Annotated in this window: 19 protein-coding genes; 5 read left to right on the top strand and 14 right to left on the bottom strand. The window is 72.4% G+C overall.

The window, feature by feature from the left end; all coding sequences use genetic code 11:
- Positions 1-46 precede the first annotated feature (46 nt).
- The 6 genes from alaS to Vgi01_RS21740 all read right to left on the bottom strand — a co-directional run bounded on the left by alaS (position 47) and on the right by Vgi01_RS21740 (position 8,698).
- Positions 47-2,725 (bottom strand): alanine--tRNA ligase, encoded by a 2,679-nt coding sequence (alaS, locus tag Vgi01_RS21765; protein WP_204292198.1) that lies wholly within the window; start codon positions 2,723-2,725, stop codon positions 47-49.
- A complete protein-coding gene (locus tag Vgi01_RS21760) occupies positions 2,722-3,027 on the bottom strand; it encodes a hypothetical protein (protein WP_102658476.1) in 306 nt (101 codons plus the stop codon). The genes alaS and Vgi01_RS21760 overlap by 4 nt, the downstream gene beginning before the upstream one ends.
- A gap of 19 nt (positions 3,028-3,046) precedes the next feature.
- Positions 3,047-3,544 (bottom strand): DUF948 domain-containing protein, encoded by a 498-nt coding sequence (locus tag Vgi01_RS21755; protein ID WP_050814577.1) that lies wholly within the window; start codon positions 3,542-3,544, stop codon positions 3,047-3,049.
- A 118-nt stretch (positions 3,545-3,662) separates the two neighbouring features.
- Positions 3,663-4,262 carry a hypothetical protein gene (locus Vgi01_RS21750; protein WP_373307015.1) on the bottom strand — a complete coding sequence of 200 codons (600 nt, stop codon included), beginning with the start codon at positions 4,260-4,262 and terminating at the stop codon, positions 3,663-3,665.
- 2,651 nt (positions 4,263-6,913) lie between these two features.
- A complete protein-coding gene (locus Vgi01_RS21745; protein ID WP_102658477.1) occupies positions 6,914-8,425 on the bottom strand; it encodes a replication-associated recombination protein A in 1,512 nt (503 codons plus the stop codon).
- Positions 8,426-8,500: 75 nt separating this feature from the next.
- Positions 8,501-8,698 carry a hypothetical protein gene (locus Vgi01_RS21740; RefSeq protein WP_013732742.1) on the bottom strand — a complete coding sequence of 66 codons (198 nt, stop codon included), beginning with the start codon at positions 8,696-8,698 and terminating at the stop codon, positions 8,501-8,503.
- A 163-nt stretch (positions 8,699-8,861) separates the two neighbouring features.
- Between Vgi01_RS21740 and Vgi01_RS21735 the strand changes: the two genes are divergently transcribed.
- A complete protein-coding gene (locus tag Vgi01_RS21735; RefSeq protein WP_204292197.1) occupies positions 8,862-9,605 on the top strand; it encodes a GNAT family N-acetyltransferase in 744 nt (247 codons plus the stop codon).
- Here the strand turns inward: Vgi01_RS21735 and Vgi01_RS21730 are convergent.
- The 5 genes from Vgi01_RS21730 to Vgi01_RS21710 form a co-directional block, all read right to left on the bottom strand.
- A complete protein-coding gene (locus Vgi01_RS21730) occupies positions 9,563-10,996 on the bottom strand; it encodes an MFS transporter (RefSeq protein ID WP_204292196.1) in 1,434 nt (477 codons plus the stop codon). The two genes, Vgi01_RS21735 and Vgi01_RS21730, sit on opposite strands and share 43 nt — an antisense overlap.
- A complete protein-coding gene (locus tag Vgi01_RS21725) occupies positions 10,993-11,586 on the bottom strand; it encodes an ArsR/SmtB family transcription factor (protein ID WP_204292195.1) in 594 nt (197 codons plus the stop codon). Before Vgi01_RS21725 ends, Vgi01_RS21730 begins: the two co-directional genes overlap by 4 nt.
- A 122-nt stretch (positions 11,587-11,708) precedes the next feature.
- Complete coding sequence (locus tag Vgi01_RS21720) at positions 11,709-12,521, bottom strand: sugar nucleotide-binding protein (protein WP_204292194.1); 813 nt, start codon at positions 12,519-12,521, stop codon at positions 11,709-11,711.
- A gap of 96 nt (positions 12,522-12,617) precedes the next feature.
- Positions 12,618-14,438 carry an aspartate--tRNA ligase gene (gene aspS, locus Vgi01_RS21715; protein WP_102658482.1) on the bottom strand — a complete coding sequence of 607 codons (1,821 nt, stop codon included), beginning with the start codon at positions 14,436-14,438 and terminating at the stop codon, positions 12,618-12,620.
- A gap of 287 nt (positions 14,439-14,725) precedes the next feature.
- Positions 14,726-15,778 carry a S1 family peptidase gene (locus Vgi01_RS21710; protein ID WP_204292193.1) on the bottom strand — a complete coding sequence of 351 codons (1,053 nt, stop codon included), beginning with the start codon at positions 15,776-15,778 and terminating at the stop codon, positions 14,726-14,728.
- A gap of 246 nt (positions 15,779-16,024) precedes the next feature.
- Between Vgi01_RS21710 and Vgi01_RS21705 the strand changes: the two genes are divergently transcribed.
- Positions 16,025-16,855 (top strand): SGNH/GDSL hydrolase family protein, encoded by an 831-nt coding sequence (locus tag Vgi01_RS21705; RefSeq protein WP_204292192.1) that lies wholly within the window; start codon positions 16,025-16,027, stop codon positions 16,853-16,855.
- Positions 16,856-17,064: 209 nt separating this feature from the next.
- Here Vgi01_RS21705 and Vgi01_RS21700 read toward each other — a convergent pair whose 3' ends face one another.
- Entirely contained in the window at positions 17,065-17,535 is a 471-nt protein-coding gene (locus Vgi01_RS21700) for a winged helix-turn-helix transcriptional regulator (protein ID WP_204292191.1), read from the bottom strand.
- Between the two features lie 54 nt (positions 17,536-17,589).
- On the opposite strand from Vgi01_RS21700, the gene Vgi01_RS21695 reads away from it, so the two are divergent.
- The gene (locus tag Vgi01_RS21695) at positions 17,590-18,108 is read left to right on the top strand and encodes a PaaI family thioesterase (protein WP_102661065.1); all 519 of its coding nucleotides are present in this window, start codon (positions 17,590-17,592) and stop codon (positions 18,106-18,108) included.
- Positions 18,109-18,293: 185 nt separating this feature from the next.
- Here Vgi01_RS21695 and hisS read toward each other — a convergent pair whose 3' ends face one another.
- Both hisS and Vgi01_RS21685 read right to left on the bottom strand, forming a co-directional pair.
- Positions 18,294-19,622, bottom strand: coding sequence for a histidine--tRNA ligase (hisS, locus tag Vgi01_RS21690; RefSeq protein ID WP_204292190.1), 1,329 nt, complete (start codon positions 19,620-19,622; stop codon positions 18,294-18,296).
- A gap of 54 nt (positions 19,623-19,676) precedes the next feature.
- On the bottom strand, positions 19,677-20,396 hold the full coding sequence (locus tag Vgi01_RS21685; RefSeq protein WP_204292189.1) for an MBL fold metallo-hydrolase: 720 nt from the start codon (positions 20,394-20,396) through the stop codon (positions 19,677-19,679).
- A 246-nt stretch (positions 20,397-20,642) separates the two neighbouring features.
- Here Vgi01_RS21685 and Vgi01_RS21680 point away from each other — a divergent pair, with 246 nt between their 5' ends.
- Both Vgi01_RS21680 and Vgi01_RS21675 read left to right on the top strand, forming a co-directional pair.
- The gene (locus Vgi01_RS21680) at positions 20,643-21,542 is read left to right on the top strand and encodes a peptidylprolyl isomerase (protein WP_204292188.1); all 900 of its coding nucleotides are present in this window, start codon (positions 20,643-20,645) and stop codon (positions 21,540-21,542) included.
- A gap of 46 nt (positions 21,543-21,588) precedes the next feature.
- Positions 21,589-22,419, top strand: a complete 831-nt coding sequence (locus Vgi01_RS21675) for a peptidylprolyl isomerase (RefSeq protein ID WP_102661061.1) — start codon at positions 21,589-21,591, stop codon at positions 22,417-22,419.
- Positions 22,420-22,567: the final 148 nt, after the last annotated feature.

The following is a 22,567-nucleotide window of genomic DNA, read 5'->3' as shown; positions in this document are numbered from 1 at the left end:
CCAGGGCGGACCGAAGTGGTCCGCCCTGGCCCGCTGTGCCGATGATTCACGCCTCGGCGATCGCCTTCTCGACCGTCAGCAGCAGGGTCGGCACCTCGGACTCGGGCAACCCGCCGCCCTGGGCGAGGTCCGGGCTGCCGCCGCCGCGCCCGGAGAACGCCGCCTTGACCAAGTCGTTGGCGGCAAGACCCCGGCTGCGGGCGGCCGGGTTGACCGACACCACAAGCGACGCCTTGCCGTTCGACCGGGACGCCACCGCGACCACACCCGGCCGGGCCGCGTCGATCCGGCCCCGGATCTCCTGCGCGAGGGTGCGCACGTCGTTGCCGGCCGCGCCCTCGGGCGCCTCGATGCCGACGTAGGCGACCCCGCGGACGTCCTTGGCCTGGGCGGCGAACGCCGCCGCGCCGCCGAGCACCAGCTGGGCGCGCAGCTTCTCCAGCTCCTTCTCCGCGTCGCGCAGCTGGGTGACGGTCTGCTCGACCCGGTCGGCGACCTGCTCGGAGGGAACCCGGTACAGCTCGGCGAGACGGGACACCAGCAGATGCTCCCGGGCCAGGAAGTTGAACGCGTCCATGCCGACGAGCGCCTCGACCCGGCGGACCCCGGACCCGATGGACGACTCCGAAAGGATCTTCACCAGGCCGAGCTGGCCGGAGCGGGACACGTGGGTGCCACCGCACAGCTCACGGGCGTAGTCACCGACCTCGACCACCCGGACCTGGTCGCCGTACTTCTCGCCGAACAGCGCCATCGCGCCGATGCGACGCGCCTCGTCCAGCGAGGTGACGAAGGCGTGCACCTCCAGGTCGGCCAGCAGCACCTCGTTCACCTGCTGCTCCACGTCCCGCAGCACACTCGGGGCGACACCGGTCGCGGTGTTGAAGTCGAACCGGAGCCGACCCGGAGCGTTGAGCGAACCGGCCTGGGTGGCGGACTCGCCGAGGAAGTTGCGCATCGTCTGGTGGACCAGGTGGGTCGCGGTGTGCGACCGGGAGATGGCCCGCCGCCGACTGGTGTCGATCTCGGCGTAACCGGTCTCCCCCGCGCGCACCTCGCCCCGGATCACCCGGGCCCGGTGCACGATCAGCCCCGGCACCGGCTGCTGCACGTCGAGCACCTCGACCTGCCCACCGCCCACGGTGATCAAGCCGAGGTCGGGCTGCTGCCCACCACCCTCGGCGTAGAACGGGGTGGTGTCGAGCACCAGCTCGACCATGTCACCCTCGACCGCCGCCGCACGCGGGCCGTCGGTGCCGAGCACCGCCCGTACCGTCGACTCGCGGGAGGTCTCGGTGTAGCCGGTGAAGGTCACCGGGCCCCCGGCGTCGAGCACCGACCGGTACGCCGACAGGTCCGTGTGCCCGGTCTTGCGCGCCTGCGCGTCGGCCTTGGCCCGGGCCCGCTGGTCGGCCATCAGCCGACGGAAGCCCTCCCGGTCGACGTCGAGCCCCTGCTCGGCGGCGATCTCCAGGGTCAGGTCGATCGGGAAGCCGTACGTGTCGTGCAGCTGGAACGCCTTGTCACCGGAGAGCGCCGGCTTGCCCGCCGACTTCGTCTCGGTGATCGCGGTGTCCAGGATCGTGGTGCCGGCGCGCAGCGTGGCGAGGAAGGCGTCCTCCTCGGCGTACGCGTACGCGGAGATCCGGTCGAAGTCGCCTGCCAGCTCCGGGTAGGAGGGGGCCATGCAGTCCCGGGCCACCGGCAGCAGCTCGGGCAGCGCCCGCTCCTGCCAGCCGAGCAGCCGCACCGCCCGGATCGCCCGACGCATGATCCGCCGCAGCACGTAGCCCCGGCCCTCGTTGGACGGGGTCACCCCGTCACCGATGAGCATCAGCGCGGTCCGCACGTGGTCGGCGACCACCCGCAGCCGTACGTCGTCGGGGTGCGACTGGTTGGCCGCCTGGCCGGACTGCGCGCCGTACCGCTTGCCGGTCAGCTCGGCCGCCCGCTCCAGGATCGGCCGGACCTCGTCGATCTCGTAGAGGTTGTCGACGCCCTGGAGGATGGAGGCCATCCGCTCCAGGCCCATGCCGGTGTCGATGTTCTTCTTCGGCAGCTCACCGACGATCCGGAACTCCTCCTTGCTCCGGACGTCCGCGATCTCGTACTGCATGAAGACGAGGTTCCAGAACTCCAGGTACCGGTCCTCGTCGACCTCCGGGCCGCCTTCGAGGCCGTACTCGGGGCCCCGGTCGTAGTACAACTCCGAGCAGGGGCCGGCCGGGCCGGGGATGCCCATCGACCAGAAGTTGTCCTTCTTGCCCCGGCGCACGATCCGCTCCGCCGGCACGCCGGTGCGCCGCCAGATGTCGTACGCCTCGTCGTCGTCCAGGTAGACCGTCGCCCAGATCCGCTCCGGGTCCAGCCCGAAGCCCCCCGCCTCGACGGACTTGGTGGCCAGGTCCCAGGCGAACGGGATCGCCCCGTCCTTGAAGTAGTCACCGAAGGAGAAGTTGCCGTTCATCTGGAAGAACGTGCCGTGCCGGCTGGTCTTGCCGACCTCGTCGATGTCCGGCGTACGGATGCACTTCTGCACGCTCACCGCGCGCGGGAACGGGGGCGACTGCTGGCCCAGGAAGTACGGGACGAACTGCACCATGCCGGCGTTGACGAACAGCAGGTTCGGGTCGCTGATGGCGGGCAGCGGAGCGGACGGCACCACGGTGTGGCCATTCGCCTCGAAATGGGCGAGATACCGCCGCTTGATCTCCGCCGTCTTCATCGCTGGTGTTCCTCCGGAAAGATTTCTCGATCGCCGATCCGCGGGTCCTCCCGCAACTCGGCGAACTGGTCGTCGAACGCCTCACCCTGCGCGAACGCCTCGTGGATCTCCTGCTCCCGCTCGGCCATCCCGGCGCGCACGTCCGCCACGAAGCTACGCAGTTCCTCGACGAGGCCGCCAGCGGATTGCGACAGGTTGTCGGCGATGCCGGCCGGAGTGTACGCGTGCGCGGCACGGGTCGCCTTGCGGACCACCACCACACCGACGGCCAGTCCGATACCCAGCCAGAACAGACGCCTCATGCTCGTACCTCCCGACAGGTCACTGGTTGCCGCGCCGGGCGGCGCGCCGCTGGGCCTTGATGGTGTCGCGGACCTCGCGCTCGGTCTCGGCGTGCCGGCGGGCGGACGCGGCCTTGCGCACCCCGTAGCCGAACGCGGCCACCTTGACCAGCGGGTTCGCCGCGGCGGCGGAGACGACGGTGACCAGGTTGGCGACGTTGGCGCTGATGTTCTGCGCGTGGCTGGTCATCGTGTCGACCTTGGCGAGTTGCAGGTTCACCCCGTCGAGCGAGGTCTGCACCTGCTCCAGGGTGACGTTGACATTGCGCACCGTGGTGTTGACGTCACCCAGCAGCGGGCCGGTCCGGTCGTTGAGCTCGTTGATCATCCGGGTGGTGGCGTCCACGGTGTGCCGCAGCCGCAGGATGGGCAGCGTCAGGATCAGCACCAGCATCGCGAACGCGATCGCCGCGATCAGCGCCGCAACCTCCAAAAAGCCCACGCCTGTCCTCCTCAACGAAATGTCTCGGGGCGGCATTATCCCCGATCCGCACGACCGTCTCGCCCGCGCCGACGCCCGCTGGCCCTGCCGAACGAACGGCAGGGTGACACGCGTGACGCCAGACCAGACCCTACCGTCCGTGATGACATTCGGCTCAGGACGGTGGTGACGGCGTCAAGTCACCCAACGGGTCGTCGCCCAGGGTCGGGTAGGGGTCCACACCGGTCAGTGACGGATCGGTGCTCGGCTGGGGCCGGGTCCGGTCGTCGTCGATCGCGTTGCGCACCTTCACCGTCACCAACGAGCCAGGGCACTCCTCGGCGGCGGCCTCCGGGTCCAGCGACGGCACCACCGCCGGCTCACCGTCCACCGGAGGCGGTACGCAGGTGGGAGCCCGGACCCAGAGATCGAGGGTCAACTCGTCCCGCCGCCAGCAGGTGTAGCTGCCCTTCTCCTCCTGTTCGGGGCAGTAGGCCGGCTTCCACGGCTGCCAGCCGTCCTGACTGAGCGCCGACTCGTACACCTGGGCGGTCTCCTCCGGTGACCGCTCGGAGTTCACGGTCCGCTCCCGCAGTCGGCAGTCCAGCAGACACCAGCGGCTGCCGCTGACGGCGTCGACCGGGTCGACCGCGGCCCAGGTGGGCACCGCCAGGTCGTCCAACGAGGCGAAGACCGGGTCACGGCCCTCCGCCCGCAGACCGAAGAAGACCGGTACCACGCCGAGCAGCAGCACACTGGCCACCGCCAGGATCATCACGCGCAGGCGTTGGTTACCGCCACCCTGGTGGCGCAGTTCGCCACCGGCGTCCGGCCCGTCGTCCACCGGTCCGTCGGCGTCCCCGCGTTCGGCGTCGGCGGGTCGCCGTACCTCCGGCTCCGCCCCGGGTCGGAGCACGGCCGGGCCCATCGGCGCGACAGCCGCGGCGGCCCGGGCCACCGCCGGGGGCTCACCGACCCGCGGCGGCGGGGGTACCGGAGCGGCGCCGGAGGGTTCCGGACGCGATGGGTTACGTGGTGGCGGGGCGGCCCGACCCGCCAGCCGCTCCTCGGGGCGACCGCTGCCCCGGTGGGGGCCCGGTGGCGGGCCACCGGGCCGGCCGGGGCCACCGGCGGGTGCTCCGTCGGGACCACCCGCAACGCGCGGACCGCCGCTGGTGGGCGCCGCTCTCGGCGGCACCGGTGGCCCGTCGCCGCGCCGCGCCCCCGGCGCAGGTACGGACGGAAACTCGCCCGACCGTCCCGTCCTCGGCGGCTCCGGCAGCTTGCCGGGGCGTGCCACACCCGGTGGCAGGTCGTCCGGCTCGACGGCGCGGCGCGCCGGTCCCGGCACTGCGGTTTCCGGTTGCCCCGGCGCCCGGGTAGGCCCCGCCGCCGGCGCTGACCCGGCGCGCCCGGCCACCGGCGCCGCTCCGGCCCGACCGGCCGTCGAGGCCGTTGCGGGCCAGCCGGGCACTGACTGGCTGGTGCTCGGCGGCCCGCCCGGCGGTGGCTGACTGCCCGCCGGCGGCATGCCCGGCGGCGGCGGGCTGCTGACCGGAGGTATGCCCGGCTGGTTGGCGGCCGGTGGCATGCCGGGCGGAACTGCACGTCCACGGCCGGTGGGTGGCTCGTCGTGGCGCGGCGCGCCGGCGGCCGGCCGCCGTGGTCCGGTGCCGGGCCGACCCGCTTCGGCGCCGGTGGCCGGGCGGCTCGGCGGCGGCCCGGCGGGAGTGTCCGTGCCGCGCTGCTCACGCGTCGCGGACAGGTCGCCGGTGGACGAACCGGCGGCCCGATCGGCCGGGGCACTGCCCGGCCGGATCGTCCGCAGCGCCGGATCGGTGTGATGGGCACGACCGGCCTGTCGCAGCCAGTCCGCCGGCCGTTGTGGGCGGTCGGCGCGGCCGGTGCCGCCGGCCGGGTCCGCCGGTGGTGGGTGGTCGGCGCGGCCGGCCGGGTCGACCGGTCGTGGGGCGCGGCCGCTGCCGCTGGCCGGCTCCGCCGGTCGTGGGGCACGGCCAGCACCGCCGGCCGGGTCCACGGGTCGTGGAGCGTGGTCCGCGCGGCCGGTCGGGTCCATGGGTCGTGGGGCGTGGTCGGCGCGGCCGGTCGGGTCCGCCGGTCGCCGCCCCAGGTCATCGGCCGAGCCGGACCGGGTGACGGGCCCGTCCTCGGCGGCTCGGCGACCGGGCCGGCCCAGCGGTTCCGGTTCCCCTGGGCGTACGGGCGCGGGCACGTCCATCGCGCCGGCTGCCCGAGCACCGGTGACCGGCGGCTCGGGTGCTGCCCGACGCCCCCGGGGCGGAGTCGTCGGGGCCTGCGGAGGGACCGGCGACGCGGCCCGGCGGCCCCGGGGCGGAGGCTCGTCGCCTGCCGAGGACGGCTCGGGAATCGACGGAGCGTTGCCGGACAACGGCACCACTGGTTGGTCCATGTCGGGCTCGGCGGCGCGCCGCCGACCGGCGCGTCGGCCGCTGGCAGGTGCGCCGGTGGGACCCGCCCCCGACACGGGCGTCATGCCCGCCGGCGGACGACCTGGACCGCGCTCGACCGGTTCGCCGACGGCGGGTGCCTCGGGAACTGCCCGACGACCCGGCTGAGCGTACGGGCGTGGCCCGGTGTTGCCGTCCGGCGGACCGGGGACGCCAGCAGGGTCCAGGTGTTCCGGTGCGGCACGACGAGGGCCGGCAGGTGTACCGTCCGGCCGGCCGACGGTGCGACGCGACGTGGGCGGACCCGACACCGGGCCGATCGGGGCACCGGAGACCTGGCCGTCCGGCGTACCGGGGATCGGGCCGGTCACGGGCCCACCGAAGGGCGGCGGGCCGTCGGCCGGACGGGGACCGCCAGCCGGGGCGGGACCACCGGCCGGGTGAGGGCCGCCAGCCGGGGTGGGCCCAGCGGTCGGATGAGGGCCGCCGGCCGGGCGGGTGACAGGTGCGCCGGGCCAGGGGCCGTCCACCGGGCGGGCGCGGGGCGGTTCGGCGGTTGCCGGGCGCGGCAGGGACGGGTCGGCACCAGCGGGACGTCCGAGATCCGGTTGCGTACGCGCGTCCGCGGTGGGCCCTGGGACCGGCCCGGCCGGGGCAGGGTGGGGGCGGCCCGGAAGCGGACCGGTGCGGCCGGCGGCCGGCGGGCCGGAACGATCCGCGCCGGGTGGCACCGCCGGACCGGATGGCACCGCCGGGCCGGGGCCGGGTGGCACCGCCGGGCCGGACCGGGTGGCCGGTGCCTCCGGTGCGGGTGGCGCGCCGTCAGGGCCGAGTCCACCGCGCTGCTGCTTGGCCGAGCGCAGATCGTCGATCCAGCCGAAGTCCTCGCCGGCCTCCGGTTCCTCCGCGACGGCCTCGGATTTGTTGCGGCCCCAGCGGCGGTTCTTGGGACGCCGCTCGTCCTGGCCGTCCTCCGGTCGCTCCGAACCAGGCGATCTCACTGTTGACCCTTCCCGTCGGCGCGATCGCCGACCTCATCGGTCACTTCGGCGTCCGCGGTCGTCAACTGCGTCTCTTCGGGGCCGGGCCGGGCCGGCGCCCGACCGGAGACCGGTGGCGTCGTCGTGGGGGCGGCCAGGCCACGGACGATCCGGCGCAACAACGGCAGCCGGGTGGCCACCGACCGTTCCGCGCCGTGCTGGCTCGGCTGGTAGTAGTCGGTGCCGACCAGGTCGTCCGGCACGTACTGCTGGCGGACCACGCCACGCTGGTCGTCGTGCGGGTAGCGGTACCCGGTGCCGTGGCCGAGGCCGCGGGCACCGGCGTAGTGGGCGTCGCGCAGACTCCGCGGCACCGCGCCACCCCGACCCGCCCGTACGTCGGCGATCGCCGCGCCGATCGCCATGGTGGCCGAGTTCGACTTGGGTGCGGTGGCGAGGTGGATCACCGCCTGAGCGAGGTTGAGCTGCACCTCGGGCAGGCCGACGTACTCGACCGCGTGCGCGGCGGCGGTCGCCACGCTGAGCGCGCTCGGATCGGCCATGCCGACGTCCTCGCTGGCGAAGATGACCAGCCGTCGGGCGATGAACCGCGCGTCCTCCCCGGCGACCAGCATCCGGGCCAGCCAGTGCAACGCGGCGTCCACGTCCGAGCCCCGCATGCTCTTGATGAAGGCGCTCGTCACGTCGTAGTGCGCATCGCCGGCACGGTCGTAGCGCACGGCCGCGGTGTCCACCGCCCGTTCGGCGGTGGCCAGGTCGATCCGACCGGCGCCCAGCGCGGTGGCCGAGCCGGCCGCCGCCTCCAGCGCGGTCAGCGCCTTGCGGACGTCCCCGCCCGCCAGCCGGACGAGATGGTCCTCGGCCTCGCTGTCGAGGGTGAGCGCACCGGCCAGGCCGCGCTCGTCGGTCATCGCCCGGCGCAGCAGGCCGCGCACCGCCGCATCGTCGAGGGGTTGCAGGGTGAGCAGCACGCACCGGGACAGCAGCGGCGAGATGACCGAGAAGTACGGGTTCTCCGTGGTGGCCGCCAGAAGCGTGACGGTGCGGTCCTCGACGGCGGCGAGCAGGGAGTCCTGCTGGGTCTTGCTGAAGCGGTGCACCTCGTCGATGAAGAGCACGGTGGGCGGTCCCCCGGACCGGCGCTGCCGCCGCGCGGTGTCGATCACCGCTCGGACGTCCTTCACCCCGGCCGACAACGCCGACATGGCGACGAACCGCCGGTCGGTGGCAGCGGCCACCAGGTGGGCGATGGTGGTCTTGCCGCTTCCGGGCGGCCCCCAGAGGATGACCGACATCGGAGCGTCGCCGGTGACGAGTTGTCGCAGTGGCGCGCCGGGGGCGAGCAGGTGGTCCTGACCGACAAGTTCGTCCAGGCTCGCCGGACGCATCCGCACCGGCAGCGGGGCGTCCGGGCCGACCGGGGTGAAGCCACCGACGCCACTGGAACCCGCCACCGCACTTGTTGCTGCGGCAGGCTCACCCAGGGTGAAGAGCGTCTCGGACTCCATCACGAGAACAGTACCGGGCTCGACCGACGGCGCCAGAATCGCGCCGCCGACCGAGCCCGGGATGATCCTTCTCGGTCAGCCGCGACCGGGGCGGCGACCCCGGTACCAGCGGCCACCGCGCCCGCCCACCCCGGCCAGGTGCAGCGCGAGCAGCAGCAGGCCGATGAGTACGAGGGTGTTCCAGTTGAACAGGTCCGGCGCTCCGAGGTTGCTACCCAGCAGGTCGAGCAGAAGTGCGAAGCCGAAGACCACAGCGGCGGCGATAGCGAGCATGACGTTCCTCCGGTGGGGGTGCCAGTAGGTCGTCCCCGCATGTACCCGAACGGTCCCGATGCCAATCTCCACGGTGGAGCGCCGACCCGCCCCGAGATGGGTGGGCGACCGCCCCGCGAGGGCCCGTTTCGTGCCCTGATCTCGGCACGCCTAGGCTCGCCTCATGGTCATCGCCGACGCTGCGCTCGCCGAGCGGCAGGCGCTCCTGAACGCCGTGGACCAGCATCCGTTCGTCCGACACTCGCTGCCGACGCAGGAGCCCTTTCGGGTCTGGCGACGCAACGGTGCCGTGGGCTGGCGGCTTCCTGCTGCCACGCTGGGACCGGTGGGTGGAATCATCGGGCCACCGGCCGAGGCGCTCGACCTGTTCGGCAGGCTCACCGCCGAGGGTGTCTTCGAGCCCGGCCGCTGGGTGCACCTGCCCCGGCTGGCCCCGGAAACCCTCGCCGCCGTGCCGGGCGTGACGGGCCACGAGGACTGGGACTTCCTCTGGACGGCCACGCCGCCGCCACCGCAGCCGGGTGAGGAGCGGGTGGTCCGGCTCTCCGAGGCCGATCGCCCGGAGTTGACCGCGCTCATCGACGAGTCGTACCCGACCTCGACGGCACGGCCGGACAATCCGCAGGTCGTCGACTGGTACGGCATCCGCGAGGGCGACCGGCTGATCGCCTGCGGGGCCGACCGGACCCGGGGTGACGTGGGTTTCCTCGCCGGCCTGACGGTGGATCCGGCCTTCCGCGGCCGCGGCCTGGGCGCCGCGCTCACCGCCGGCATGAGCCGCGCGCTGGCGGCCCGTCACGACCTGCTGGCGCTGGGCGTCTACCCGGCAAACGTCGGCGCTCTCCGGCTCTACCGCCGACTCGGTTACACCGCCGTCGTTCCGCTCACCTCGGTCCGCTGCGCCTGACCGGCCACCGACTCGCCGTCCCCCGACGGCCTGGCCGCCGGCACACCTGGCGGTCCGGCCGCAGGCACGCCGTCCTCCGACGGTCTGGTTGCCGGCGCGCTGTCCCCTGGCGACGGGCCGGTGTCCGGCACGCCGGCCTCCCGCCCATCGCCTGCGGGGTGGCGCCCGGCGCGCCAGGCCGGTAGGTAGAGCGGCGCGGCGACGGCCAGCACCACCGCGCCGACAAGCATCGCCGTACTCACTCCGGCCCGGTCGCCGATGTAGCCGAGCACCACCCCACCGAGGGCAGCCGCCGGCATCGCCACCATGGAGTTCAGCGAGATCAGGCTGGTCCGGTACGGGCCGGCGACCTGCCGGTGCAGCAGCCCCATGTGCAACGGATTGGACGCGCCGTGCACGGTGTAGCAGGCGATGAAGGCCAGCAGCACTCCGGTCGGACCGGCGAACAGCGCCATGCCGACGACAGTGATGCCTTGCAGGATCCGCAGCACGGCGGCGCCGGGCGCGGCACCGAGCCAGCGGATGAGCAGTGGCGTCAACGCCGCGCCGCCGGCCGAGGCGAGCCACGCCGCCGTATTGGCCGGGCCGAGCAGGGTGGCGGCCCGATCGGCGTCGGCGACCACCTCGGCCAGCCGGATCGGCAACAGCCCCTCGAAGGTGGCCATGCCGAAGCCCCAGAACAACTCGACCGCCACCAACGCGAGCAGCACCCGGGAGCGGCGCAGCAGGCCGAACGCCTCGCCCACCATCCGTGGGGCCTCCCGCACCGAGACGCGCAGCACGCCCGGCCCGGTCACCGCGCGTCGCTCCGTCAGCAGAGCCAGCAACGCCACCAGGTAGACCACCTGCAAGCCGACGGCGGCGATCACCGGTCCGGTCAGGGCGCTGACCGGACCGATCGGTCCGAGGGCTACCAGGGCGCCGCTGAGCAGCGCGCCGGCCGCCATGACCAGGCCGAGCACCGTGCCGCCCTGGCCGAGCCCGTTCTCGTACCGGGCGTCGGGGTCAGCGGCCAGGGTGGAGTCGACGTACCAGGACTCCAGAGGGCCGCTGTCCAAGGCGCGGAACACACCCTGCAACGCCCAGACGACGATCAGCAGGGCGAACGAGTCCGCCACCACCAGCAGCCCGGTCGAGACGAGACCGACCAGGCTCGCCACCACCAGCACCGGCTTGCGACCGAGGGCGTCGGCGAACCCGCCGGTCGGCAGCTCCAGCGCGAGGACCACCACGCCCTGCGCGGCGACGGCCAGACCGATCTGGGTCAGCGTCAGGCCGCGTTCCTGCATGAGCAGGATGATCACCGGGATCAGCAGGCCGACCGGCAACCAGCGCAGGCCGTGCAGCACCAGGTAACGGTGGCGTACCTGCGCGACGGTCAGCACGCTCATCGGGCGTCCCGCACCAGGGGGAAGCCGGCGAGGAACAGGATCACCTGCTCGGCGTCCGGCGCGGAGGGCTCGGCGCTGTCACGGTACCGCCGTACCACCGCCCGCAAGTCGTCGTTGAGGGCGCGCAGCTGGGCGGGCGAGAGTGTGAGCAGTGTGTCGCTGAAGTCGACGGCCTGCCGCCACTCGCGCGGCCGGTCATGCTGCACGGCGGTCCAGCGTTGGGCGAACTCGGCCACGAACTGGAAATGCCTGCCCTGTAGCCAGTCCGCCGCGGCCCGGGCCTCCGGGTCGTCCTCGAAATCCGTGCTCTGCCACGAACTGACGTCGTGAGCGGCACGCCAGTAGCGCCGCCGCCCGGCACCCTCGGCCGGCTCCTCGACGACCAACCCGACCTCGGCGAGCTGGCGCAGGTGATAGCTGGTCGCGCCGGTGTTGGTGTCGAGTTCGGCGGCGAGGTCGGTCGCGGTCGCCGGCCCGTTGGTGCGCAGCACGCCGAGCAGTTGGACGCGCAGCGGATGGGCGAGCGCCCGTATTTGCCGAGCGTCAACGTGCACGATCTTCGGCTCGACCCCGTTCGACATCTCGCACATGTATGCACAGTAGCTGTGCACACCACCTATGCACAACCCCTATGCACTCCTGCTCACCTCCGCCCTCACCCCCGCGCGGGGGGGGCCGCGTGTGGGTCCCAGCGCGCAGGTTTCGGGGTGGGTCAGAGGGTGAGGAGTTCGGTGATGCCCCGTAGGCGGGTGCGGAGCAGGGTGGTGGCGCGGGTGGTGTCGAGGCGGATCGCGGTGGGACGGACCAGGCCGTACTCGACGGTGGTCGTGGTCTTCAGGGCGGACGCGTCGAGTCCCTCGTGGTGCGCCACCAGTCGACCCAGCTCGGCCCGGCTGACCGCTTCCGGACCAGCCACGTTCAGCGGTCCGGCGTAGTCGGAGTCGACAAGTTCCACCACGGCGGCGGCGAGGTCGGTGACGTCGATCGGGCAGCGCAGCTCGTCGGTGAAGAGGGTGGCCCGACCGGCCAACGCGTCGCGACAGAGCTGGATCTGCTTGCTGCCCTGACCCACGATCAGCGAGGTACGCACCAGCACGGCGGACGGGTCGAGCGCCCGTACCGCCGTCTCCGCGGCCGCCTTCGCCGCACCGTACGGGAAGATCGGGGTGGGTGGATCGTCGTCGGCGTACGGCTCGGAGCGCCCGGCGTGCAGCGCGTCGCTCGACATGTGCACCAGCCTGGCACCCACCTCGGCCGCGGCTCCGGCCACAAACGCCGCCCCGTCGGCGGTGACCGCCCAGTCGTCGTACCGGTAGGAGGTGTTGATCACGACGTCGGGGCGCACCTGCGCGACCAGCGCACGGACCGCGGACCGGTCCGTCACGTCCAGCCGTCGGACCACCACCCCCGGCACCCGCAGATCACCGGAGTGGCACGTGCCGACTACCGACCATCCCGCGCCGACCCCCCGCCGACACACCTCCCGCCCCAGGAACCCACTACCCCCCACCACCAGAACCCGCATCCTCAGCCTCCCCGTCGGTTGATCAAGAAGTTTGCGTCGCGAAGCGCCTAGAGCATGACGCAAACTTCTTGATCAACCAGGGCAGCTGAGGGTGGGTCAGGTGGGGTCGGCTACCGGGGCGGCGGGGCCGGCGGTGCCGGGGTGGGACGGGGCCTGGGGCTTGGGCTTGGCGTCGACGCCGGCCTCGGTGCGCTGCTGGACGGTGATGGGGGTGGGGGCGCCGGTGAGGGGGTCGAAGCCGCCGCGGGTCTTCGGGAAGGCGATCACTTCGCGGATCGAGTCGGCACCGGCGAGCAGCATGCAGACCCGGTCCCAGCCGAAGGCGATGCCGCCGTGCGGCGGCGGGCCGTAGTTGAAGGCCTCCAGCAGGAAGCCGAACTTGTCCTGCGCCTCCTCCGGGGTGATGCCGAGCAGGTCGAAGACCCGCTGCTGCACGTCGCGGCGGTGGATACGGATCGAGCCGCCGCCGATCTCGTTGCCGTTGCAGACGATGTCGTACGCGTACGCCAGCGCCCGGTCCGGCGCCTCCTCGAAGCGGTCCACCCACTCGGAGTTCGGCGAGGTGAACGGGTGGTGCACCGCCGTCCAGCCACCCGCCGCGCCACTCTCGTCCGAGGTCCGTTCGAACATCGGCGCGTCGACCACCCAGCAGAACGCCCAGGCGCTCTCGTCGATCAGACCGGCCCGCTTGGCGATCTCGATCCGGGCCGCGCCGAGCAACTCCTGCGCCTCCCGGGTCTCGGTGCTGGCGGCGAAGAAGATCGCGTCGCCGGGCTTGGCGCCGACCGCGTCGGCCAACCCGTTGAGGTGCTCGGCCGACAGGTTCTTCGCCACCGGGCCGCGCGCCTCACCGGTCTCGGCGTCGAGCACCACGTACGCCAGGCCCCTGGCGCCCCGCGCCTTGGCCCAGTCCTGCCAGCCGTCCAGCTCCTTGCGGGTCTGGGACGCGCCGCCGGGCATGACCACTGCGCCGACGTAGCCGCCCGCGTCGATCGCGCCGGCGAAGACCCGGAAGGTGGTGCCGCGCAGGTACTCGGTCAGCTCGGTCAGCTCGACGCCGTAGCGCAGGTCCGGCTTGTCCGAGCCGTACCGGGACATCGCGTCGTGCCAGGTGATCCGCGGGATCGGCCGGGGGATCTCGTACCCGGCCAGGTCCGACCAGAGGGCGGACACGATCGCCTCGCCGAGGTCGATCACGTCGTCCTCGGTGACGAAGGACATCTCGATGTCGAGCTGGGTGAACTCCGGCTGCCGGTCGGCCCGGAAGTCCTCGTCGCGGTAGCAGCGGGCGATCTGGTAGTACCGCTCCATGCCGCCGACCATCAGCAGCTGCTTGAACAGCTGCGGCGACTGCGGCAGGGCGTACCAGCTGCCGGGCTGCAGGCGCACCGGGACCAGGAAGTCGCGGGCACCCTCCGGGGTGGACCGGGTCAGCGTCGGGGTCTCGATCTCCAGGAAGTCCCGCTCGTGCAGCACGGTGCGGGCGAGCTGGTTGGCCCGCGAGCGCAGCCGCATGGCCTTGGCCGGGCCGCTGCGGCGCAGGTCGAGGTAGCGGTACTTGAGCCGGATGTCGTCGCCGGCCACCACCTGGTCGTCGACCGGCAGCGGCAGCGGCGCCGCCTCGGAGAGCACGTCCAGCTCGGACGCGGTCACCTCGATCTCGCCGGTGGGCAGCTCCGGGTTCTCGTTGCCCTCGGGCCGCCGGGTGACCTCACCGACGACCTTGACGCAGTACTCGTTGCGCAGCGCGTGCGCGTCCTCCTCGCGGAAGACCACCTGGACCACGCCGGAGCCGTCGCGCAGGTCGACGAAGATGACACCGCCGTGGTCGCGCCGGCGGGCCACCCATCCGGCGAGGGTCACCGTGGTGCCGGCGTCCGTCGCGCGCAGGCTGCCGGCGTCATGGGTACGGATCACGGCGTGCGTCTCCCTCGTGAAGCTCTACATCTGCTCCCGGCATTCTCGCAGGACGCCCCCGCCGCCGTTTGCCGGGTGCAAGGAAGGGCACCTTGTTAACGCCTCAGGTAGTAAAGGGGCCCCCTTTTAACAGTCCACGCGCACCGGATCGAGGTGCTCCGGTACCTGGTGCCGGCGCACCCGCGGGCGGCCCACCAGGGTCGAAATGCGTCGGCACATGCGGGCGGGCCGCCGGAGGAGGAATCCGGCGGCCCGCTGCGGTGAGGAGGGTCAGTGGTGCGGAAGGATCAGTAGACGCTGACGCCGTAACGGCTCAGCACCGGCCCGACCGGCTGGAAGAACGTGGTGCCGCCGGTGGAGCAGTTGCCGCTGCCGCCCGAGGTCAGGCCGAGCGCGATGGTGCCGCTGAACAGCGAGCCGCCGCTGTCACCGGGCTGGGCGCAGATGTTGGTCCGGATCAGGCCACGAACCTGACCCTCGGCGTAGTTGACCGTGGCGTTGAGGGCGGTCACCGAACCGCTGCGTACGCCGGTGGTGCTGCCGGAACGCTGCGCCGACTGGCCGACGTAGGCGTTGCCGGAGGCGGTGATGTCGCGGAAGCTGCCGTTGTAGAGGGAGACGTTGCCCGGCTGCACGGTGCTCTGGTTGCTGTAGCGGACGATGCCGTAGTCGCTACCTGGGAAGACGCTGCCGGTACGCGAACCCAGCAGCGCGCTCTGGCTGGAGTTGCTGTACCAGTTCGACGCGATGTTGGTGCAGTGCCCCGCGGTGATGAAGTAGTACGTGCTGCCGGCCCGCACGTTGAAGCCGAGCGAGCAGCGCCCGCCGCCCTGGGCGTAGATGGCCTGGCCGCCGGAGATGCGGGTGCTCAGCACACCGGCCTCGGCCTCGATGCGTACCGCGCCGTTGGTCCGCGCCGCGGCGGCCTTGACCCGCTCGAGCTTGGCGCCGGTCACCGTGCTGTCGACGGAGACGACGACCTGGTTGGTGGCCGGGTCGACCCACCAGGCGGTGCCGGGGATCGCCGCGGAGCGGTCCAGTTCGGCGGTGGCGCGGTTGAGCTCCGCGGCACCACGCTTGACCAGCTTCGGGGTGGCGCCGGCCGACGCCACCTGGCGGGCGGCGAGGCTGTCGGTCACCGCGACGACCATCTTGCCGGCCGCATCGGCGTACGCGCCGGCGGCGCGGGCACCGAGCCGCTCGGCCAGGGTGGCGGCGGAGTCCGGCGTGGCGGACCCCGGGGCCGCCTGGGCGGGGGTGCCGGCCAGTACACCGGCGACGAGGGTTCCGGCCGCGGCGACGGTGACGGCGCGGCGCAGCATTGACCTTGTGGGTCGCATGTAACAGCCTCCCGGAGGGGGTTGGAGGGCCCTGTCACGTCGACAGGGCAGGGCAAAACTCGGCCACCTGGGGAAACGGCCAAGCGAAGGAAAGTATTCACATATTTAAGATCATCAACAAGACCACCCTTTGCCCGACTTTCCCCGTTCGACCGAGGTAACCCGTCTGCAACATTGTGGATACAGACGGCCGTCTATACGCTCTGGCCACCGCCACCACCGGCAACCGTGTCACCGGAGGCCACCATGACCCTCGTCCGACGCGCGCTGGCCACCCTTGCCGGCGTCACCGCCCTCGTCCTGTTCGCCACCAGCCCCGCCGTCGCCGACCCCGGCCCACCACCGAACTCGATGGCCAGCCTCGGCGACTCCATCACCCGCGGCTTCAACGCCTGCGGGTGGTACGTCGACTGCACCGGCCGCTCGTTCAGCACCGGCGACGACACCACCGTGAACAGCCACTACCTGCGAATCCGCCGGGTCAACCCGGCCATCAACGGCCGCAACCACAACGCCGCCCGCACCGGGGCCAAGTCAGCCGACCTGTACGGCCAGGCCGGCACCGCAGTCAGCCAGGGCGTCGGCTACGTGACCATCCTGACCGGCGCCAACGACGCCTGCACCAGCTCGGAATCGACGATGACCTCGACGGCCACCTTCCGGGCGAACATCGACTCCGCGCTGGCCCGACTCAAGTCCGGCCTGCCCAACGCCAAGATCTACGTGATCAGCATTCCGGACGTACACCGACTCTGGTCGGTCGGCAAGGGCAGCAGCAGCGCGCGTACGACTTGGTCCCTCTTCGGCATCTGCCAGTCCATCCTGGCCACCCCGACCTCGACCGCCCAGGCCGACGTGGACCGCCGCAACCGGGTCCGCCAGCGGGTGGTCGACTTCAACGCCCAACTCGCCGCGGCCTGTGCCGCGTACGGCGCGAACTGCCGCTACGACAACAACGCCGTCTTCAGCTACCCGTTCACCCTCGCCCAACTCTCCACCTGGGACTACTTCCACCCCAACACCACCGGCCAACAAGTCCTGGCCACCATCTCCCACCCCGCCGGCGACCCCTGGTAGCCCCTCCCTCCTCCCCTCCCCTCCCCTCCCCCCACCCTCCCCGCGCCCGTACCCTCCCCGCGATCTTGCACTTCCTGTCGGTGCATAACTGGGCAAAAGCCACGAGAGCGCGACCGGAAGTGCAAGATCGACGGGCGCGGGGCGGGCGGGAGGGCCGCGCGCGGGGGCGGGAGGGACGCGCGGGGTGGGAGGGTGGGAGGGCGGGAGGGCTAGCGGGGGTGGGCGCCGGGGCCGGGGCGGGGGATGACGTCGCGGGGGTCGGTGACGGGGTGGCCTGCGGTGCAGTGCAGTTCCACGTGGACCTCGGCGCCGCAGTCGCGGTGGCCGACGCTCAGCGGGGAGCCCTCCGGATCGGCGAGGTAGCGGTCGCCCCAGGCCAGGACGGCGACCAGCACCGGCCACAGGTCGAAGCCCTTGGGGGTGAGGCGGTACTCGTGGCGGATCCGACTGCCCGGCTCCTGGTACGGCTCACGGCGTAGCACGCCCTGCTCGACCAGGCCGGCCAGCCGGTTGGTCAGCACCTGCCGAGGAATCCCCGTCCGCACCCGCATGTCGTCGAAGCGGCGAACCCCGTTGAACACCTCACGCAGCACCACCAGGGTCCACTTCTCGCCGAGGACCTCCATGGCGCGGGCGACCGTGCAGTTGTCCACCGACCAGTCCAACGCGGCGGGTCTCATGCCACCAGGCTAGGTCTCGTTGACAGACTCAGCAACCACTGCCAGGCTGAGTCCATGACGCAGACGCAGGATGCGACGCGCAGCCGCACCTTCTCCTGGTCCGACCCGAGCATCAACGCCGCGCAGATCGGTCGGCGCAGCGGCCTGGACCTGCTCCGCGCCATGGTCGCCGGCGAACTGGCCGCCCCTCCGGTGATGCACCTGATCGACATGGCCAGCATGACCGCCGAGGAGGGGCGGGTGGTGGTTGAACTGGAGCCGCAGGAGTTCCACTACAACCCCCTCGGCACGGTGCACGGCGGCGTCATCTCGACACTGCTGGACACTGCCGCCGCCTGCGCCGTACACAGCACCCTGCCGGCCGGCATCGGCTACACCACGCTCGACCTGAACGTGAAGTTCCTCCGCCCGGTGACCGTGAACTCCGGCATGCTGCGCTGCGAGGGGACGGTGCTGCAGCAGGGCCGCCGTACCGCTCTGGCCCAGGCGCGGCTGACCGACGGACGGGACCGCCTCGTCGCCCACGCCACCTCCAGTTGCCTGCTGCTGCCCCTGGAGCCTCCCGCCGCCTGACGCACTGCAGCACCGGGCGGCACATGAGCCGCTCCGGGCGTGGTCGTCGCCAGAGCCAGCAACGACCACGCCCGGGGCTTCGCGAGGTACGAGCACCACCAGGCCCGGCATGCGGTCCCGGCCGGCAGCGGCTGTGCGCCGGGACCAACTCGGTGCGGGCCCGCTCAGCCGAGGTGCGGGCCCGCTCAGCCGACCAGCGGCTTGAGGTCGGCCTGGGGTGGGGTCCACTCCCCTGCCACGGCGGCGATCTGGTCGCCGGAGCGGATGTCCTTGACCTCGTCGGACGCGCCGTCGGCGCCGGGGAACCAGACGTACGGGATGCCGCGCCGCTCGGCGTAGCGGATCTGCTTGCCGAACTTCGCCGCGCTGGGCGAGACCTCGGTGGGGATGCCCCGCGAGCGCAGCGCCTCGGCGACCCGGTTGCTGGCCGGGCGCTGCTCCTCGCTGGTCACCGCCACCAGCACGCAGGTCGGCACCGACCGGGACACCGACAGGGCGTCCGCGCCGAAGAGCAGGCCGAGCAGCCGGGTCACGCCGATGGAGATGCCCACCCCGGGGAAGCGGACGTTGCCGGCGCTGGCCAGGTTGTCGTACCGGCCGCCGGAGCAGACCGAGCCGAAACGCTCGTACCCGATCATCTGGGTCTCGTAGACGGTGCCGGTGTAGTAGTCCAGGCCCCGGGCGATGCGCAGGTCGGCCACGCAGAGGCCGGGCGAGTGCGCGGCGGCGGTCTCCACCACCCGGACCAGCTCCTCGACGCCCTCGTCCAGCAGCGGATCGTTGACTCCGAGCCCGCGCACCGCGTCGGCGAAGGAGGCGTCCGGCGCGGAGATCTCGGCCAACGCCAGCACCGCCTTGGCCTGCGCCTCGCTGGCCCCGGCTGTGGTCGCCAGCAGCTCCGTCACCCCGGCCGGGCCGATCTTGTCGAGCTTGTCGACCGCGCGCAGCGCCGCCTCCGGGTCGGTCAGCCCGATGCCCCGGTAGAAGCCCTCGCAGATCTTGCGGTTGTTGACCTGGATGCGCACCGGCGGGATCGGCAGCGACCGCAGCGCGTCGCCGATGACCAGCGGCATCTCCGCCTCGTAGTGCGGCGCGAGGGTGTCCCGGTCGACGATGTCGATGTCGGCCTGGAGGAACTCGCGGTAGCGACCCTCCTGCGGGCGCTCGCCGCGCCACACCTTCTGGATCTGGTAGCGGCGGAACGGGAAGTTCAGCTTGCCGGCGTTCTCCAGCACGTAGCGGGCGAACGGCACGGTCAGGTCGAAGTGCAGGCCGAGGGTGTCGTCGCCGGACGGGCCCTCCGGGTCCCCGTGCAGCCGGCGGATCACGTAGACCTCCTTGGAGGTCTCCCCCTTGCGCAGCAACTGGTCCAGCGGCTCGACCGCGCGGGTCTCCAGCGGGGCGAAGCCGTACAGCTCGAAGGTCGACCGGATCCGGTCCAGGACGTACTGCTCGATCATCCGCTGGGCGGGCGTCCACTCCGGGAAGCCGGAGATGGGCGTGGGCTTGCTCATGATGCTCCGTTCGGAAACCCGCACGGTCCGCGCGGGTGAGCGTGGGAGCGGCCGCTACAGGCCGCGGGTGGGGGCCGCCGGTCGCCCGCCGCCCATCCCGGCCACCTCGGCGAGGTACGGGTTGGTGGCGCGCTCGCGGCCGATGGTGGTCGCGGGGCCGTGGCCAGGCAGTACGACGGTGTCGTCGGCCAGCGGAAGGATCTTGTCCCGCAGGCTGGTCAGCATCGTCGGCATACTGCCGCCCGGCAGGTCGGTGCGGCCGATCGAACCGGCGAACAGCACGTCACCGGAGAGGCAGACCTGATCGGTCTCCCACGGCGAACCGGCGCCGGGCAGTCGGAACAGCACCGACCCGCCGGTATGGCCGGGCGCGTGGTCGACGGTGATCTCCAACCCGGCGAGGGTGAGCGTCGTACCGTCGGCCAGCTCGGCCACGTCCTCCGGTTCGGCGTACGGCAGCCGCCCGCCGAACAGCTGGGTCAGGTCCATCGACAGCGCCTTGGCCGGATCGGCCAGCAGCTCCCGGTCGTCCGGGTGCACGTAGGCGGTGATCCCCCGCGCCCCGCAGACCGGCGCCACCGAGAAGGTGTGGTCCAGGTGGCCGTGGGTGAGCAGCACCGCGGCCGGATGCAGGCGATGCTCGGCCAGCAGCGCGTCGAGCCGGTCGATCACCCCGATGCCGGGGTCGACCACCACGCACTGTTCCCCCGGCCCGGTGGCGACCACGTAGCAGTTGGTACCGAAGGCCTCGGCGGGAAAGCCGGCTACGAGCACGTCCGCTCCTCATCTGTCGTGCTGTCCGGTCGAAGCCTAACCGGCAGCTCGCGACGTTTTCGTCGTCCGCCCCACCAGCCTCACCGGGCGCTGGTATGTCCCGATCAGCCTGTGCACAGACCTCGTACACGACTTTTCCAGCCAGTACCCGTACACTCTGGCGGGCGTGTGGCGTGGCGCACCTGCCGCCCGACGGGTACGCGCAACCACCGGCTTGACGAACAGGGTAGAGGAAGGGGAGCACGGGTGGCTTCCAGCAGGGACCGGCAGCGCAAACTGGCGCGGGCCAAGCTCGACCGGCAGATGGCTCGTCGAGCCGCCGCCCTCAGACGACGTCGGCAGATTCGTGCCGGGGTCGGTACCGCCCTGATCCTCGTGCTTGTCGTGGCAGGCTCGGCCTGGGCGTTGGGTGCGTTCGACCGGGAACCGACCGAGGACACCGCGGCCCCCGAGGTCTGCCTGTGGACCCCGCAGAACACCGAGGGCAACAGCAACCTCAAGGACGTGGGCGAGCCGGCCACCACCGGGCTGCCGACGGCCGGTACGCGGCCCATGACGGTGACCACCAACCAGGGCGGGCCGATCAGCATCGAGTTGGATCTCGCGAAGGCGCCGTGCGCCGCCGCGAGCATCGCCCACCTGGCGAGCCAGTCGTTCTACGACAACACCAACTGCCACGAGATCACGGCCGAGGGCGCGCTGCGCTGCGGTGACCCGAGCGGCACCGGGTTGGGCGGCCCGGCGTACTCGTTCCACAGCGAGAACGTCCCCACCGCCCCGGAGAGCAGCCCGGCCCCGGCCACCGAGCCGCCGACGTACCCCAAGGGCACGGTGGCGATGATCTCGAACCCGCCGGGTGCCAACAGCAGCCAGTTCCTGATCTTCTTCAAGGACTCCATCAGCCACGATCCGGCGTACCCGATCATCGGGCGGGTGACCGGGGGCCTCGACGTGGTGGAGAAGATCGGCGCCCTGCCGACCGTGGCCGATGAGGCTGGGCAGAAGGTCAAGCCGGAGAACGACGTGGTCATCCAGAGCCTGACCGTCGGTGAGCCGGTGCTCGATCCGGCATCGCCGGCCGACCCCACGGGCACGCCGAGCCCGGCGGTCTCCGGCTCGACCGAGGCCAGCCCGAACGCCGGCTGACCCGCCACGGGCAGCGGCATCCACAGACAGTCCAGGAGGATCGAGCGTGACGTCCACCAGAGAGCGGCAGCGCGCGGCGGCCCGCGCCCGGCTCGAGAAGGAGATGGCCGAGCGGTCGGCCCGGGCCCGCAAGCGCCGCCAGACGCAGGCGGTCGTGGGCGGCGGCGTGGTCCTGCTGCTGGTGGTCGCCGGTACGGTCTGGCTGGCAAGCAGCCTGATCGGCGACGACAGCGGCGGCACCGACACCACCGCCCAGAGCGCGGACACGGTGCAGTGTGACTGGGTTGAGCTGCCCAACGGCGAGCGGAGCCCGACGACCAAGGACGTCGGACTGCCGCCCGTCGAGCAGAGCAAGGTCGGCGTCCAGACCATGACGATCACCACCAACCTCGGTCCGATCACCGCCCGGATCGACCGCTCGGCGGTGCCCTGCACCGCGGGCAGCTTCACCCACCTGGCCGAGCAGAACTTCTTCGACAACACCAAGTGCCACCGCCTGGTGACCGAAGGCATCAAGGTGCTCCAGTGCGGCGACCCGAGCGCCACCGGCAAGGGCTGGCGGGACAGTGACGGCACCGGCGGTCCGAGCTACCGGATGGCCGAGGAGAACCTGCCGACCGACAAGCGTCCGCCGTACCCCGCGGGCGTCATCGCGATGGCCAACTCCGGTCAGCCGGCCAGCAGCGGCAGCCAGTTCTTCATCGTCTACGGCGACTCGCCGCTGGACCCGAACTACACAGTGCTCGGCACCATCACCGAAGGCATGGACATCGTCGAGGACGTCGCCAAGGCGGGCGACGACGGTGCCTTCGCCCAGCAGGCCGGTGGCGGCCACCCCAAGAAGGAAGTCGTCATCACCGACCTGACGATGAGCTGACCTCCTCCTCCACGCACGTCCGAAGGGCCCGCCGGCCGCCCCGGCGGGCCCTTCAACGTCCACACCCGCACACCCGCACACCCGCACACCCGCACACCCGCACACCCGCACACCCGCACACCCGCACACCCGCACACCCGCACACCCG

The organism is Micromonospora gifhornensis (assembly GCF_016863515.1).
Classification (GTDB): Bacteria; Actinomycetota; Actinomycetes; order Mycobacteriales; family Micromonosporaceae; genus Micromonospora; species Micromonospora gifhornensis.
This window is presented reverse-complemented; position numbering and strand designations above follow the sequence as displayed.

Bases quoted from the DNA above. Each gene is read 5' to 3' on its own strand.
- alaS (WP_204292198.1), bottom strand. From the start codon at position 2,725: ATGAAGACGGCGGAGATCAAGCGGCGGTATCTCGCCCATTTCGAGGCG.
- Vgi01_RS21760 (WP_102658476.1), bottom strand. From the start codon at position 3,027: ATGAGGCGTCTGTTCTGGCTGGGTATCGGACTGGCCGTCGGTGTGGTG.
- Vgi01_RS21755 (WP_050814577.1), bottom strand. From the start codon at position 3,544: ATGCCGCCCCGAGACATTTCGTTGAGGAGGACAGGCGTGGGCTTTTTG.
- Vgi01_RS21750 (WP_373307015.1), bottom strand. From the start codon at position 4,262: ATGATCCTGGCGGTGGCCAGTGTGCTGCTGCTCGGCGTGGTACCGGTC.
- Vgi01_RS21745 (WP_102658477.1), bottom strand. From the start codon at position 8,425: ATGGAGTCCGAGACGCTCTTCACCCTGGGTGAGCCTGCCGCAGCAACA.
- Vgi01_RS21740 (WP_013732742.1), bottom strand. From the start codon at position 8,698: ATGCTCGCTATCGCCGCCGCTGTGGTCTTCGGCTTCGCACTTCTGCTC.
- Vgi01_RS21735 (WP_204292197.1), top strand. From the start codon at position 8,862: ATGGTCATCGCCGACGCTGCGCTCGCCGAGCGGCAGGCGCTCCTGAAC.
- Vgi01_RS21730 (WP_204292196.1), bottom strand. From the start codon at position 10,996: ATGAGCGTGCTGACCGTCGCGCAGGTACGCCACCGTTACCTGGTGCTG.
- Vgi01_RS21725 (WP_204292195.1), bottom strand. From the start codon at position 11,586: ATGTGCGAGATGTCGAACGGGGTCGAGCCGAAGATCGTGCACGTTGAC.
- Vgi01_RS21720 (WP_204292194.1), bottom strand. From the start codon at position 12,521: ATGCGGGTTCTGGTGGTGGGGGGTAGTGGGTTCCTGGGGCGGGAGGTG.
- Vgi01_RS21710 (WP_204292193.1), bottom strand. From the start codon at position 15,778: ATGCGACCCACAAGGTCAATGCTGCGCCGCGCCGTCACCGTCGCCGCG.
- Vgi01_RS21705 (WP_204292192.1), top strand. From the start codon at position 16,025: ATGACCCTCGTCCGACGCGCGCTGGCCACCCTTGCCGGCGTCACCGCC.
- Vgi01_RS21700 (WP_204292191.1), bottom strand. From the start codon at position 17,535: ATGAGACCCGCCGCGTTGGACTGGTCGGTGGACAACTGCACGGTCGCC.
- Vgi01_RS21695 (WP_102661065.1), top strand. From the start codon at position 17,590: ATGACGCAGACGCAGGATGCGACGCGCAGCCGCACCTTCTCCTGGTCC.
- hisS (WP_204292190.1), bottom strand. From the start codon at position 19,622: ATGAGCAAGCCCACGCCCATCTCCGGCTTCCCGGAGTGGACGCCCGCC.